This is a genomic window from Pseudomonas neuropathica, from assembly GCF_015461835.1.
GTDB classification, from domain to species: domain Bacteria; phylum Pseudomonadota; class Gammaproteobacteria; order Pseudomonadales; family Pseudomonadaceae; genus Aquipseudomonas; species Aquipseudomonas neuropathica.
This window is the reverse complement of record NZ_JACOPX010000006.1, coordinates 124,771-140,546: the sequence shown is the minus strand read 5'-3', so window position 1 is coordinate 140,546 and position 15,776 is coordinate 124,771. Positions and strand designations below refer to the sequence as shown.

The window sequence follows — 15,776 nt, the reverse complement described above, 5'->3', positions numbered from 1 at the left end:
TTTGCTCGAATACACCCCGAACATGAAGTTTGTGTGACATCCGTTCGGTCGTGCCCCTCGCCAACTGCCTATGTCGTAACAGCAGGTTTTTGCACGCCTGCGGCCTTGCGTGGCAACCAAAGTGTGGCAATCAAAAAGGATCTCGTAGTGATGCTCGCTCGCCCATCCCGTCGTCGTACCAACGTTCAGTCCTTCAAGCGTGATGCCGTAGCCCCGGCGCTGTGGCTGCTCAAGCCGTTGGCGCAAGCGGTGGCGTTGTGTCTGGTGGCGGGCAGTGCGCACGCACAGACGGCGTTCAGTTCGGGTTGGTTCGCCGCCAAGGGCGCCGCGCAACAAGCTGCGGCAGCACGACCGAGCGTCGGTGGTTTGCCGGGGATGACGCCGCCATTGGCGCAACAACAGAAGGCCAATCAGCAGTTGCAGCGTTCGATCCAGACCTTGAACAACACGGTTGCTGCGATTGCCGCGCAGCAGGCGGCGCAGGCGGCCGGACGTGCTGCGGCGCTGGGTTCGGTGCAGTTTGTCCCGGACGGTCTGGGCGAGGGCGGTTTGAAGGTTGATAACAGCCTCGCGCAAGGTTGGCAGAACGCCAAGGGGCCGCAACAGACGCAGGCCGACGGCAAGACCACGGTGAAGATCGAGCAGACGGCCGACAAGGCGATCCTCAATTGGGAAACCTTCAACGTCGGGCGCAACACCACGGTCGAGTTCGCCCAGCAAGCGAACTGGGCGGTGCTCAACCGTGTCAACGACCCGAGCGCACGGGCCAGTCAGATCCAGGGCCAGATCAAGGGTGACGGCACGGTGATGCTGATCAACCGCAACGGCATCGTGTTCAGCGGCAGCAGTCAGGTCAACGTGCGCAACCTGGTGGCAGCGGCAGCGAATATCACCGATATCCAGTTCCGTGATCGTGGGCTGTACTTCGACAGTACCGGCACTCAGCCGACCTTTACCGACGCTGCTGGCAAGGTGCTGGTGGAGCGTGGCGCCTCCATCGCGACGCACAAACCGGCGGCGTCCACCGATGCGGGCGGCTATGCCTTGCTGCTCGGCAACGAAGTGCAGAACGACGGCAGCATCAACACCATCAAGGGCCAGACCGTGCTCGCGGCCGGTGACCGTTTCTACATCCGCAAAGGTTCGGGCACTGAAGGCAATGCGCTGTCCACCACGTTCGGCAATGAAGTCATCCCAGGCTTTAAAGCCGGGGCTGTGGCGGGTAAAGTCACCAACAACGGGTTGATTCAGTCCGCCACCGGCGACATCACCCTGACCGGCCACGAAGTGGTGCAGAACGGTGTATTGCTCGCCAGCACGTCAGTGGCGACGCGCGGCACGATTCACCTGACCAACTCAAACACCGACAGCAACGGCAGCGTCACGCTGGGGCAGGGCAGTGCCACGGCAATCATGCTTGACAGCAGTGATCTCACCGCCCTCGACAGCCAGCGCGACGCGGCCCTGACCGCCGTCAGCGCGAACAACCGGGTTCGTGGTGATCAGTCGCGCATCGACATCCAGAGTGGTGGCAGCGTCGAGTTCCAGAGCGGCTCGATCACCTTGGCCACGGGCGGTCAGGTCGCGGTCAGCGCGCAGCGCCGCAGCCTTGTGCGCGACGGCGCGATGATCGATGTGTCCGGTGCCCTTGGCGTCAAAGTGGCGATGGAAAACAACAACATCAAGATCAATGTGCAAGGCAACGAGCAGCGCGATGCCTCGGTCAACCGTGAGAAGGGCGCGCTCAACAGCAATGACATCTGGGTCGATGTGCGTGAGCTGGTTTACGTGCCCGCCGGCACCAACGGCTATGCCACCGATCGCTGGTACACGGCGGGTGGTTTGCTCGAAGTCGGCGGTTATCTCGGCACGCAAGGCCACAGCGTTGGCGAGTGGATGGCGCAGGGTGGCACGGTGAGTTTTGCCGGCAACGATGTGGTCACTGAAAAGGGTTCGCTGATCAACCTGTCCGGCGGCACCCTCGATGTGCAGAGCGGCGAGATTCGCCAGAGCTGGCTGCGTGGCGCCGACGGTAAATTGTATGAAGTCTCCAGGGCGCCGGGCGATCTGCTCTACACCGGCCTCTATAAAGGTTATGAAGACAGCAGCGAACGCTGGGGCCAGACGAGCTACTTCTACAATCCGCTGATTGCTCCGCGCTCGCGTGTCGAATCGGGGTACACCGTGGGTCGCGATGCCGGGCAACTGGTGATCGCCACCGCCAACGCCGCGCTCGAGGGGCAGATGATTGGCGAGGTGTATCAGGGCGAGCGGCAGAATCAGGCGCCAAAACCGCTGCTTGATGGCTACGAACAAAGCCAGACGGCGCTGGCGCGTCGCGCTCAACTGATTGTCGGCAGCTATGACCCGGCCTATGTAGCGGCGGCGAGTGGATTGCTCTACACGCTCAATCCGCTGCTTGATCAGGTGCAGATTGGCGGCGAGCGTCCGGTCGCCGGCAATGATCTGGATCTGCTCGGTGCAGTGTCCGATACGCGCAAGGGCACGTTGTATCTTGATAACGATCAGCTCAATGGCTTCCGTCTCGGCGCGCTCAAGGTGGCGGCGAAGGATCAAATCGCTGTTGATGGCGCGCTCACGGTCGATGCCGGAGGCGACATCACCTTGTATGCCCCAGATGTGCAAGTTGGCGCCGACCTGACTGCACGCGGTGGCAGTTTGCGGCTGGGTAACGTGCTCAATCAGTTCAACGGCTCTACAGCCACCGATACCCAAATCACGGCGAAATCCGGCAAGTCGACACACGTTGTCGTGGCAGAAGGCGTGCGGCTGGATACCCGAGGTGTGTGGAGCAACCTGCGCACCAACCCGGACGATGGCGCGAGTCTGGCGTATCTCAACGGTGGTCTGCTGTCGATCCGTAGCAGTGGCGATATCGATATTGGCGTGGGTAGCCTGCTTGATGTTTCCTCTGGCGGCGCGATGCTCCCCAACGGCAAGACCCGGGGCGGCAAGGGCGGTGATGTGACGCTGGAATCCAGCGCCATTAGCGCACCGGGCAAGACCCATTTGAATCTCGATGGCGAGTTACGCGGCTTCGGTGTCACGGGGGGCGGGACCCTGACCGTGCAGGCCAACAAGATACTCATCGGGCAGACCGACAAGGTGCTGGCCGACAACACCCTGCAGTTGTCCGCCGACCTGTTCAGCAAGGGCTTCTCTGCTTACAACCTGATTGGCCTGAGCGGGCTCGACGTTGCCGAAGGCACGGCGATTGATGTGAGCATGCCGGTGTACCGCTTTGCCGATGCCGCGCCCAATCAGGTCAGCAGTGTTGAGCCGCAATCGGCACTGGAGCTGTGGGCGCCGACGCTGTTCCAGGAAAACCCGATCAAGGGTGTGTTGACCCAACGCGCCGGTGCCAGCCTGACTTTGCAGGGCGGGGCCAGCCTGATCGATCTGATCGACGCGGCCAACAGTCCGTTGACGCTTGGCCGCGGTTCGCGCATCAGCGTCGATCCGGGGCAGAGCATCAAGTTGCGTGGTGCCGGGCAGATCACGGTTGAAGGTGAGCTCAATGCCTGGGGCGGCACGGTTGATATTCGTCAGCAGCAGTTCGGCTCGATCAAACCGGAAACGTCGATTCAGTTGGCCGATCCGAATGCGCATAACCGTTCCATCTGGATCGGCGAGCAGGCGGTGCTGGATGTCGCCGGTCGCGCCAACACCGCGCTCGATAACCTGGGTCGCACTTACGGGCAGGTCGGCAAGGGCGGCAGCATCATCATCGGCGGCGAACTCGATTCGACACTGGCGACGGCCACGGCTGCCGATGCCTACGTGATTGTGCGTCCCGGCGCTCGGCTTGATGCCTCTGGCACCGAGGCCATTGTGGATATCGCCGGGCAGGGGCCAACCCGAGTCGCGACGGATGGCGGGCGCATTAGCCTGGGTTCCTACAACGGCCTGTTCCTCGATGGCAACTTGCGTGCGGCGGCGGGCGGTGTCGGCGCTGCCGGCGGTCGTCTTGACATCGCCCTGGAGACGCCGCTTTACGTTGATTCGGCAAGCAATGCGGTGCGGGCGCCGAGGGAACTCATCATCGCCCAGGGTGCGGGTGATAAGTCGCTCGCGCAGGATCTGCGTCCGGGCGAGGGCGCCGAAGGCTTGCGCTATGGCCAGGCACGTCTGAGTGCCGACGGCTTGATGGCGGGCGGTTTCGATAACCTGAGCCTGTTGAGCAACGGCCTGCTGTCGTTTGACGGCGACGTCAATCTGCACATGAACCAGAGCCTCAATCTGTACGCCGGGGCGTTGTCGCTGGCCGAAACGTCCAGGGACACGACACGTGTCGACTTGAGCGCTCCGTATTTACGTTTGTCCGGTGTGGGCAGCTACTTCGCGGGCGTCAACAGGATCCGGCCGCGGTTGACCAATAACCCGACCACTCAACTGTCGGACGCGACATTCAATGCGTCGGCAGACTTGCTGGACGTGGGTAATGGCCTTTCCGTCGGCACGCAGGGTTCGATTCTGCAACTCAATGCCCCGGCTGTTGAGTACAGCCGCCGGGCGTTCGGTGTGGTGTCTCTCGACAGCCGCGGCGACCTGCGTTTCCTCGCGCCAAACGATGGTGCCGAGAAAACCCGGCTGTGGACGCCGGGTGACTTGAATCTCGGTGCTGCGCAGATCTATCCGGGCACTGGCGTCCAGGCTGAAGTGCGGGTCGGTTATCAGGGCGCCGTTGCGGTATCCGACCACACCCTGCGCATCAGCGGCCACGGCGCGGCGCCGGCAGAGGTGCCGTACTCGGCGTTCGGCAATCTGAGCTTTTCCGCTGCGTACATCGAGCAGGGCGGTGTTGTGCGGGCCCCGCTGGGCAAGATTGTCCTGGGCGACGATTTGCTGACCACCAGCCGCGAGGTACGTCTGCTTGCTGGCAGTACAACGTCGGTGAGCGGCGCCGGTCTGGTGATGCCCTACGGCGGCACGACTGACGGCATCGATTATCTCTACAACGGCAAGTCGGTGGTGTTGAACGGCATCACTGGCGAAAAAAACGGTGTGGCCATCGGTGGGCAATACATTGATGTGCAGAGCGGTGCGCTGATCGATCTGTCCGGTGGGGGCGATCTTCGCGGCGCTGGTTTCATCTCCGGACGCGGCGGTTCTACCGATGCGCGTTTCAATCCGCTGGTGCGCAATGCCACCGACGGCACTTTCAGCTTGCCGGGGCTGACCAGCAACCCGGTCTACGCCATCGTGCCGGGCAATCAGAACCGTTATGCGCCGATGCTGGCGGAAGCGGGCGCGGTCGATCCGCGCGTGGGCCAGCAAATCACCATTGGCGCCGGTGTTCCGGGGCTGGCGGCGGGAACTTACACGCTGATGCCATCCACCTTTGCCTTGTTGCCGGGGGCGTTCCGGATCGAAGTCAACGGGCAGGCAACACCGGCTGCGCCGACGGCGGCGCTGCAACTGCGCAATGGTTCGTGGACCGGCAGCGGGCAGATGTCGATTGCCAATACCGGCCTGCGCGACAGCCTGGCCAGTCAGGTCATCTTGACGTCGGCGGATGTGCTGCGGCGTTACTCGCAGTACAACGAAACCGGGCTTACCGAATTCATCCGCAATGATGCCGCCAGGCGCGGGGTGCCCCGTGCATTGGCACCGATGGACGGCAAGACCCTGGATCTGCGTTTGAGTACCGGTGGTCAGCAAGACATTGCTTTGCAGTTCAACGGGCGCGCGCTGTTCAACGCCGCCGAGGGTGGGTTGATCGGGACGGCGGTGGTGCGCGGAGGTTATGCCGGCAGTGACCTGGAAATCCTCGGCGCCGGGCAGGCGCCGACCGCGCACGCCGGTGGTGTGTCGTTGTACGCCGACACGCTGAATAACCTCAACGCCGGGCGTTTGACCCTCGGTGCAATGCCCGATGTCGTGTACAACACGTCAGGCAATATCATCAGCTTCCTCGGCAGCACCTCCAATATCGTGTTACGTGAGGGGGCCGTCCTTTCTGCGCCGGAAGTCTTGCTGCGCACTACCTTGAGCACGGGCGGTATCACGGTCGAGGCGGGTGCCGGGATCAACACGCTTGGGCGTGGCAACGTGGCCTACGATTCAACGGCCGGCTACCTCTACCAGCCGGGCGCATCCAGCCTGTTGGTCGTGTCCAACGGCTGGACAAACGTGTTGGCACCAGACTTGGGCCGTGGCACGAGCGGCGCGGGCAGCATTCGAATCGGCACGTGCGCCAGCGCAGCTTGCAGCAATCCGGCGCTGCTGTATTCCAACGGCAGCATCACTGCGGCCACGGACAATCAATTCGAACTCGGTGAAGCAGTGCGATTCGGCACGCGGCACCTGGCGCTGTCGGTCGGTTCGGTGAATGCCGGCAGTGCCGAGGCGCTGGCGGCGGCAGGCAGTCGCGTACCGGCCGGGCTGACCCTGAACCAGAACGTGCTTGACCGTTTGCTGCGCGGTGAAACGCAGTACGGCGCACCAGCGCTGGAAACCTTGAACCTGACCACCCGCGATGCGTTCAACTTCTACGGCAGCGTCAGCCTCGATACGCTCGATCCGCAGACCGGCCAAAGCAAACTGCAAAACCTGGTGCTGGTCACGCCGGCCATTTACGGGCTGGGCGATGCCAGCGATGTGGCGACCATCCGCACCAGCAACCTGATCTGGAACGGCGCCACCCAGACACCCGGCAGCGTCATCACTGGCGGCGCCGGCACGGGCAGCGGCACGCTGGACATTCAGGCGCAACGCATCGAACTGGGTTACGGCCCGATGCCGCAGGCCAGCGGGCTGGATCAGAACAATCGTCTGGCGCTGGGTTTTGCCAACGTCAACCTGACGGCCAGTGAACGCATCACCGCCAATCACAAGGGCAGTCTGGCGGTGTATCAGCAGCAGGGCGCTTACGACCCGCTCAAGGGCTACAACTACAGCGGCGGCAATCTGAACCTGCGCACGCCGTTGCTGACCGGTGAAGCGGCGTCGGTCAGTTTGCTCAAGGCCGGCAACAGTCTGACGCTCAGCGGCGGCGCGGCTTCCGGGGTGGCTGATGCCTTGGGTGCGGAACTCAACCTTGAGGCGCGCAACATTGCTCTCAACAGCCGTATCACCTTGGCCAGCGGCAAACTGACGGTGAAGTCTGAAGGTGATTTGACCCTCGGCAACGCGGCCGTACTGGATCTGGCCGGGCGTACGTTGCCGTTCAACGATGTGAGCAAGTACAGCTGGGGCGGCGATGTTTCGCTGTACAGCGCCAATGGCAATATCCAGCAGGCGGCGGGCTCGCGGATCGATCTGTCGGCGAAGAACAATCAGGCCGGGACGCTGAGCGCCATTGCGTTGGCTGACGCTGCCGGGATGGTCGATCTGCAAGGGCAGATCCTCGGTTCAAGCAGTGGTTATTACGATGCCGGCGGCACGCTGGTGCCGTACAAGGCAGGTGGCGTGGACATTCGCGCGCAACGTTTGGGGGGCGATGCCTCTGAGCAGTTCGCCGCACTCAACCAGCGCTTGAACGCCGGGCAGGTGTTCGGCAGCCGCAGCTTGCAGCTCAAGCAAGGCAACCTTGTCATTGGCGACGGCCTCAAGGCCAGCGAGGTCAATGTCTCGGTGGACAACGGCAGCCTGACGGTGGCCGGTCTGATCGACGCCAGTGGTGAGCGCGTCGGCAGTATTCGTCTGTCGGCGAAAAACGGTCTGACCCTGGCCGGTAACAGCGTGCTTGACGCCCATGGCCGCGTGCTGCGCGTCGACAGCTACGGCAAAATCATTGATGCGCCGAACCGGGCCACGATCGAACTCGATTCCGGTGATGGCGTGCTCACGCTGGCTTCGGGGGCGCGGATCGACCTGCGCCACGGCACCGATGCCGTGCCTGGTATTCTCGCCGGGCAAAACGATGCCTTGCTGCGTGGCACGCTGGAGCTGAACGCGCCGCGCTTGGGCAGCAATGACATCGCCATTGATGCCAGCGGTGCGTTGACTATTCAGGGCGCACGTTCGATCGGCCTCAATGGCGTGCGTCGCTACAGCGATGCCCGCGATGGTACCGATCAGGCCGTCACTGGCCGACCGTATCAAGTCATCGACAAAGCCATGCTCGAGCGCATTCACGGTGACAGCGACACCTTCATCAACGCCGCCCTGGGCAACACCGATTTGTTGCAACGCAAACTTGCCGGGTTGAACAACGCTGCTTATGCCGATGCGTTCCATCTGCGCCCGGGCGTGGAAATCGCCAGCAAAACCGCTGACGGCGACTTGGTGGTGGAGGGTGATCTGGACTTGTCTGGCTATCGCTACGCAAGCCTCAATCCGCATACACGGTTGAATCCCTCTGTATATGGATCGGGCGAGGCCGGCAGCCTGGTAATCCGCGCTGGGGGCAATCTCGACATCTACGGCAGCATCAACGACGGCTTCGCTCCGCCACCGGAAACTCAGGATGACGCTGGTTGGAAACTGATCGCCGGTGTGCAGCCGTTCGGTGGCGATCTGATCGTACCGGGCACCGGCGTGTCATTGGCCGAAGGTACGCAGTTCCCGATAGGCGCCACGCTCAATTACGACGTGACCATCCAGGGCGCGGTTCTGGCCAGTGGCACGTTGCTGCCGACTCAGGCAGTGCTGGGTGAGGCGTATACCTTCAGCGCCGGTACTGTGCTGGCGGGGGCGATTCACGACCAGAGCGGCAACCTGTTGTACGCCGCCGGCACGCTGCTTGGCGACAGTGTGACGCTGCCTGCGCAAACACGCCTGGGTGCCGGCATCCGCTTGAACAAAGCCACCGCTCTGCAAGCGATGAACTGGCCCAAGGGCGTGCCCTTGCCAGGCGTTTACGATGCAGATCTGACCAGCGTTTCCGGGGTGAAATTAAGTGGCGAGCTGGCCTTGCTGCGCGGGTCGCTGATTCCGTCGATGACCGATGTGAAGCTCGCAGAAGGTACTTCGGTGATTGAACTGCGTCCGTTCAACGGCACGCAACAAGGTAAAAACTGGGCGGTGGCCCGCATGCTGCCGTCGGGCAGTGCGTCGTGGTCGATGCGCGCGGTCGCCGGCGCCGATCTTCTTGCGGCCGACAGCCGTGCCGTGAAGCCGGTGACGGCGGATGGCAACTTGCGACTGGCTGACTCTCACTACGGTGTGACGCTCACGCAGAGCGCCGGTCAACTGGTGTGGGCCGCGGATAATCCGTATGACCTTCCGGCGTATTACCCGGTGCCCGATGACCAACTGGAGGTCTGTGATCAGGTTCCGGGACTCTGTGTACCGATGGCGCGCTGGGTCTGGGCACCGGGGCTCGGTCAACCCGACTATGAACCCGTGCCTGATGATTATCTGGTCCTCTGTGAAATCTATCCGGAAATGTGCATCGGCAATAATCCGGGAAAAACCGCCAAAGCCCATACGCAGATGTTCAGCGTCCTGCGCACAGGCACCGGCGATCTCGACCTGATGGCGGCCGGCAATCTGAGCATGGATTCACCCTTCGGTGTGTACACCGCCGGTACTCAATCAGCGAATGTCGACCCGCTCTACAACCAGCAACGCGGGCATCTCTCGGACAATAATTCGGTGCTGGGCACGGCTGGCGCCGACTATGAAAAGTGGGTCAACGGCGGTAGCGACAGCCTCTATCAGGCCTGGTATCCGCAGCTGGGCGGCAACTTGACGATCAATGCCGGTGGCGCCGTATCGGGTGACTCGGTGGGCACCAAAGCGCAATCGGCGGCAGGTGGCTTCCGCGAGCAGGTGGCCAGTGTGGCGGTTGGCAATTGGCTGTGGCGCCAAGGCACGGGTAATCCGGATGTGCCCACCGCCTGGTGGATCAACTTCGGCAGTTATGCCTCCCGCTTGATGCCAACCGGAGACGCCAACACCGAACCTTACCTGGTGGGTTTCACCGGTTTCGGCACTTTGGGTGGCGGTAATATCAGCCTGCGGGCCGGCAGTGACGCCGGGATGCTCAGACCGTTGGGTGATGCCGGTAATTATCCGCGCAGCCAAGGGCTGATCGTGGCTGTGGGCAGCACCGGACGCGTCGCGAGTGACGGTAGCGTGCAGATGACCGGTGGCGGCGACATGGACATTCGCATCGGCGGTGCGCTGAACCCATCGCTGCAAGCGCGGGCCGGGGAAAATGGCACCCGCACACCGACACACGATCTGCAAGGTGCGCTGATCAACCTGCGTGGCGCGGCGCAATTGAGCGCCGGTGCGCTGGGCGGGATTGACCTGCAATACGGCGCCGGCTACCAGTTCAATGACCCTCGTGAAACCCGCGCATTTGATCCATTCACCTCGACCACCAGTACCGCTTCCGGTGGACTGGTGCTGATACCCGGTGACTCGGGCATGAGCCTCAACACCCGTGGTGACCTGGTGCTGGGAGGGGCTGCGGATGCGGGCCGGATGATTTTGCAGAACGCTACACCGGTATTCAATGCCGGCGGGGAGATACAGCAGGGAGGGCTGCTGAGCGGCTTCTCACTATGGACTGATCACACGGCCATCGACCTGTTTTCGGCTGGCGGCAACCTGACGCCGAGCACGCAACTCGGCGAGTTCAGTGGCAGTAATGCGTTGATCACTGGCCGTAATACTTCGCCTACCGATGGCCGATTCGTGTATCCGTCCATATTGCGCGCCGTGGCGGGGCAGGGATCCATTTATGCCGGGCCGTCAGCCAGCTACACCGGGCTGTCGAATTTCCCGCTGGCGGGTTATTCATTGCTCTTGGCTCCGTCGGCAGCCGGACAGCTTGAGTTGCTGGCGGGCGACTCGATTTATGCCGGCGGTTATGCGATCAATCAGTCCGGTGCCAGCCCGTTGGCGATTGCCACGCCGTTCAATCCGGCCTTCAACCGGTATGTCACCAGCAGGGATAGCAAACCTGCGGCTACCAATTACAGCCGCGACGGTATCGTTTCGGTCGGCAACGACCGTTATCCGTTATTCGCCTTTGGCCCCGACAGCTATTCGGAACTGAGCAATGTACAAGGCCCCGCGCGGTTCTATGCGTTGACCGGTGACCTGGTGGGGGTTCGCAGTGGCGAGACGTTGAATTTTGCAACATCCAAACGCACTTGGTACGAATCGGCGGGGCCGGTCTGGATGAGTGCCGGTCGCGACATTGTCGCCTCCGGTACTAACCTGGGGCAGCCAACGCTCGCTCCCAACGATCTGAGCAACATTGCAGACAACATCACTTCGACGGGCAACCTGTTCGTCCATAACGATCCGCGAGACGTATCACGGGTTTCGGCCGGCCGCGACATCCTTTACAGCAGCTTCGATATCGCCGGTCCCGGCACGCTGGAGGTCAATGCCGGGCGAAATATTCTGATGGAGGATCGCGCCAGCATCACCAGCATTGGTTCCTTGGTGGCGGGTGATCAGCGCCCGGGTGCCAGTGTGGTATTGCAGGCGGGCACAGGCGCGCAGGGACTGGATTATTCGCGGTTCATTGCGCGTTACCTGAACCCGCAAAACGTCGCCAGTGCGCAGACCTCACTCGGCGCGCAACCGGGCAAAGTGGTCAAGACCTACCTCGACGAGCTGCAGAGCTGGCTGACCTTGGGCTACGGCTTCAGCGGCAACGCCGAACAGGCGCAAGCGTTCTACGCCGCATTGCCGGGCACCGAACAGGCGATCTTCGCGCGGCAGGTGTACTTCGCCGAACTGCGTGCCGGTGGCCTGGAATACAACGATGTCGACGGCCCGCGCCAAGGCAGTTATATGCGTGGTCGCAACGCCATTGCGGCGTTGTTCCCGAGCACAGATGTGGCTGGCAATCCGATTCGTTACGACGGCGATATCACGATGTACGGCGGAGCAGGGGTCAAGACTCTGTTCGGCGGCGACATCCAGATGCTCACCCCCGGTGGCGGTCAGGTGTTCGGCATCGAAGGCGCGGCACCGCCATCGACGGCGGGGATCATCACTCAGGGATCGGGCAACATTCAGCTCTATTCGCAGGGCAGTATCTTGCTCGGCCAGAGCCGGATCATGACCACCTTCGGCGGTTCGATTCTCGGCTGGTCGGCCGAGGGCGACATCAACGCCGGTCGCGGCTCGAAAACCACTGTGGTCTACACCCCGCCGAAACGGGTTTACGACACTTGGGGCAACGTCACCCTGTCGCCTTCGGTGCCGAGCACCGGTGCCGGTATCGCCACGCTCAACCCGATCGCCGAAGTGGCGCCGGGCGACATCGACCTGATCGCGCCGCTGGGCACCATCGATGCCGGTGAGGCGGGGATCCGCGTGTCGGGTAACGTCAACATCGCCGCGCTGACGGTGGTCAATGCCGCCAACATTTCGGTGCAGGGCAAGGCAACGGGTGTGCCGGTGGTGTCGGCGGTGAATACCGGGGCGATCACTTCCGCCAGTTCCGCCGCATCGTCGGCGACGCAAGCAGCAGAGGACGTCGCGCGTCAGCAGCAAGCCGCCTCGCGGCAGAATCAGGCTTCGGTGTTCACCGTGCAGGTGTTGAGCTTCGGCAATGAACAACTTGCGCCGTCCCGCGATGGCGCCAGCCGTGCGCCGGCACCGGGTTACAACTCGAACAGTCCGGTGCAGGTGTTGGGGGCAGGGGCGCTGGATGAACAGGCGAAACAGCAGTTGACCGAGGAGGAACGTGGGCAACTGACGTTGTAAAAGACTCTCGTGCAGTACGTTTGGGCGGCCGGTTGGTCGCCCTTTTTTTATGTTGATGAGGTTAGTGGGTACTGTTGTCGAGTGTGGACTAACGTCAGTATTTTGATGAGCCCGTTCACTCGATAGACCAGCAGATAGTTTGGATTGACCACCATTTCCCGGGTGCCTGGCACTCGACCGGATCTGTAACCATAAGGGATTGATGAAAGCCTTTGCGTTGCTGCACCCACCTTGTGCTGCAGAGCCGCTGAAGCGTTGGAATTGAATTGTTCAATGTAATCGATAATGTCAGCCAGATCGTCCAGAGCCTGATCGCTCCATTCAAGCGGCAGCGCGTCGATTCTTGCGTTTCTCTTCTAATAATTGGTCGAGCCGCACCATGGCTTCCTCATGGGGAATACCAGGACTAGGATCATCCAGTGCAGCCTGCACCTTGGCACGAAACCAGCGATCGTAGCTCTCTGCCTCTTCTTCGGATTCGAACTCGGAATAAAACGGGGAAAGCAATATGCTCATATGACCTCCGTGATCAATTTCAAGCAGTCTAAGGGGGGAATGGCCCATTGTCGTCACTGGCTGACGATGCACCCCATGAGCCCTTGAGGAACCACGGGGTAACGGAGCCCAGTATCTGCAAGCGCACCTTTTAAATCTGCCAGACGTTTCCCCCTGTTGTCCGGTAATCTCGACCGCCGCTGTAGGTGTATTCCACCCATGCGTTTTTCAGGCTTTCAGGCTACAAATCCAGGTGCGCTTTCCTACAAATGCACTCAGAACGCATAGGGAATACTCACCTTCGCCCACAACATTTCCCCCTCCGGCCGGTTCTCCACATCAAATTCCTTGGCCCAGCGAATCTCCGCACTGGCGTACTTGAGAAAGGTGAAGTGCAGCGCCGGACCAATCGCGAATACCTTGCCGCGTACGCCGTCGTCGACGTCCTGCCCGGCAAACTGCACGGTGTGGCCGAACTGTTTGTCGTCGGTGGTTTGCTTGAGGAAGTAGCCATTGACGCCGAGCATCAGATCGTCGGTGACCTTGTAGCTGGCCGAATAATCGAAGTGGAAAATCTGGCCGGACTTGTAGTCGGTGTCCTTGTTTTTCTCGTTGAAGCTGTAAGTGGTCTTCATCGAGACTTCGGTGTTATCGGTCGGCAGCCAGGTGAACGAGAAAAGCGGCTTGTAGGTGTAGAAATTGTTGCTGGTGTTGGCCAGTCGATCGACGCTGTATTCGCCGGTGGGCACGGTGACTTCCACGGCGGCGCCAAGGGTCAGGTTTTTGCCCATGTCCCACAGAATGATCGGTGCGAAGGTGGTATCGCCCATGCCTTCGCGGGTGTCGCTCAAGCCGAACACCGAGACTTCCTGCTTCAACCACGGCTGGGCGATGTACCCGGCAAGGCGTCCTCCGAACACACGCACCGGGCTCAAGTAATCGAGACGCGGAATCACCGCGGTGGATTCGATTTCGACGTTCGGCACCTTGCCTCCCAGCGAACTGATGTTCAACCGGGTCGATTTGTAATGGTTGTAGTAGAGGTTGAACGCGACCATGTTCTGCGGAAGGCTGTCGACTTCCAGCGGCAGCATGAAGAAACCGTCGGTGCCGGTGCCGATGTTGTCGACCCCGGCTTCGGTGGCCAGAGCGGGCAACGTCAGGGTGCAACCTGCGATGAAAAGGGCGAGTGGCAAGAAGGATTTCACGCGGTTCGGGCTCATGACTGTCCTCATTATTATTGTGATTGGGACCTGGTACCGGTCGCTCGGAGCGCCGGTACGCTAGAAATAAGCGTTTGGCGTACGTTGGGGCAGGGTATTGGCGGACACCGAGGGGGGCATCTGCGGACAGTTCGCGCACCCTGTGCTAACTTCCTTCGACATAACCGGTTACAAAAATAACAATCAAGCGTGATCCGGAATGTCAGCCCCCATGAACGTAAAAGTCCAAGACCCGACCTTTGAATTGGCGCTGGTCTCGCCGTTTCTTTTGCAAACCCTCGCTGAAGTCGTGCAGAACAGAGGAATCGATTCCCAGAGCCTGTGCCGTGGGCTGGGTTTCACCCTTGAGGATCTGCAGGATCCGGCGCAGCGGATTTCCTATCGCCAGGCCGTAGCGATGATTCAGCGCGCACTCAAAGTGCTGCCCAATCAGGGTTTGGGGCTGTGGGTCGGGGCGCAGAACGTACTCGGCACACTGGGCCTTCTCGGGCACGTGTTGTCGCTGTGCAAGACCTTGCGCGATGCCTTTGCCCTCGGCATTCGCCACCAGCACACCTCGGGCGGCATCGTCGTGTCTAGCGTCGATGTGGTCGGCGGGCAGGTGCATCTCGATGCGGAATGCCGCTTGCCGTTTGCCGACGTGCAGGTGTTTGCGGTCGAGGAGTTCTTCGCCAGCCTGCTGGTGTATGGCCGCGCACTGGTGGGGGCTGAGTTCAAGGCGATTGCCGTGGAATTTGTGCATGCCGCGCCGGATTACCTGAGCGAATATCACCGCCTGCTGGGGCCGGATGTGCGCTTCGGTTGCTTGCACAATCGCATGCTGATCGATGGGCAATGGCTGGACGTGCACCTGCCTAATCATCATTCGCTGGCGTTGCGTCAGGCCGTTGCATTGCTGGAGCTGGAAGCGGCGCAGGTGCATCAGAAGCTCGATCTGATTCAAGCGGTGGAGCGGGCGATCGCCCGGGACTTGAGCAGCGGCAGTCACATTGAAAAGATTGCCGGTGATTTGAATATGAGCAGCCGCACGTTGCGCCGGCGTTTGACTGAGCATGCGTTGACGTTTGAGGCGTTGCTGGAGCAAGTGCGGCAGGCACGGACCTTGAGTCTGCTGGCCAATCCCGATATGCCGATTGAACGGATTACCGAAGAAGTGGGCTACAGCGATGTGCGCAGTTTTCGGCGGGCGTTCAAGCGCTGGACGGGGCTGAGCCCTAGCGCCTGGCGTAATGACGTGCACCCTCACCCCAGCCCTCCCGAAACGTCGGACCGCCCAGAGGGAGAGGGGGCCGACCGCGGTGTCTTGCGAGTTACATCGACCTGAAGGATCGCGTCGATTATGGATTCACAGCTGCACCTTCAGGTCGGCGTAGATTTCTAGTATCCCCGAATCAGTTCCCTCTTCCTCGGGGA

The 15,776-nt window shown here is 61.5% G+C and carries 5 protein-coding genes; 2 read left to right on the top strand and 3 right to left on the bottom strand.

Going from position 1 to position 15,776, the window contains the following annotated elements:
• Window positions 1-150: 150 nt before the first annotated feature.
• Entirely contained in the window at window positions 151-12,645 is a 12,495-nt protein-coding gene (locus H8F23_RS10140; RefSeq protein ID WP_194934273.1) for a filamentous haemagglutinin family protein, read from the top strand.
• A gap of 47 nt (window positions 12,646-12,692) precedes the next feature.
• Here H8F23_RS10140 and H8F23_RS10135 read toward each other — a convergent pair whose 3' ends face one another.
• The 3 genes from H8F23_RS10135 to H8F23_RS10125 all read right to left on the bottom strand — a co-directional run bounded on the left by H8F23_RS10135 (window position 12,693) and on the right by H8F23_RS10125 (window position 14,363).
• On the bottom strand, window positions 12,693-12,920 hold the full coding sequence (locus tag H8F23_RS10135) for a type II toxin-antitoxin system RelE/ParE family toxin (RefSeq protein ID WP_324187882.1): 228 nt from the start codon (window positions 12,918-12,920) through the stop codon (window positions 12,693-12,695).
• Between the two features lie 46 nt (window positions 12,921-12,966).
• Window positions 12,967-13,161, bottom strand: a complete 195-nt coding sequence (relB, locus tag H8F23_RS10130; RefSeq protein WP_194934272.1) for a type II toxin-antitoxin system RelB family antitoxin — start codon at window positions 13,159-13,161, stop codon at window positions 12,967-12,969.
• 254 nt (window positions 13,162-13,415) lie between these two features.
• Entirely contained in the window at window positions 13,416-14,363 is a 948-nt protein-coding gene (locus H8F23_RS10125; RefSeq protein ID WP_194934271.1) for a SphA family protein, read from the bottom strand.
• A 211-nt stretch (window positions 14,364-14,574) separates the two neighbouring features.
• On the opposite strand from H8F23_RS10125, the gene H8F23_RS10120 reads away from it, so the two are divergent.
• Window positions 14,575-15,687, top strand: a complete 1,113-nt coding sequence (locus H8F23_RS10120) for an AraC family transcriptional regulator (protein WP_194934270.1) — start codon at window positions 14,575-14,577, stop codon at window positions 15,685-15,687.
• Window positions 15,688-15,776 lie beyond the last annotated feature (89 nt).

Bases quoted from the DNA above. Each gene is read 5' to 3' on its own strand.
- relB (WP_194934272.1), bottom strand. From the start codon at position 13,161: ATGAGCATATTGCTTTCCCCGTTTTATTCCGAGTTCGAATCCGAAGAA.
- H8F23_RS10125 (WP_194934271.1), bottom strand. From the start codon at position 14,363: ATGAGCCCGAACCGCGTGAAATCCTTCTTGCCACTCGCCCTTTTCATC.
- H8F23_RS10120 (WP_194934270.1), top strand. From the start codon at position 14,575: ATGAACGTAAAAGTCCAAGACCCGACCTTTGAATTGGCGCTGGTCTCG.
- H8F23_RS10140 (WP_194934273.1), top strand. From the start codon at position 151: ATGCTCGCTCGCCCATCCCGTCGTCGTACCAACGTTCAGTCCTTCAAG.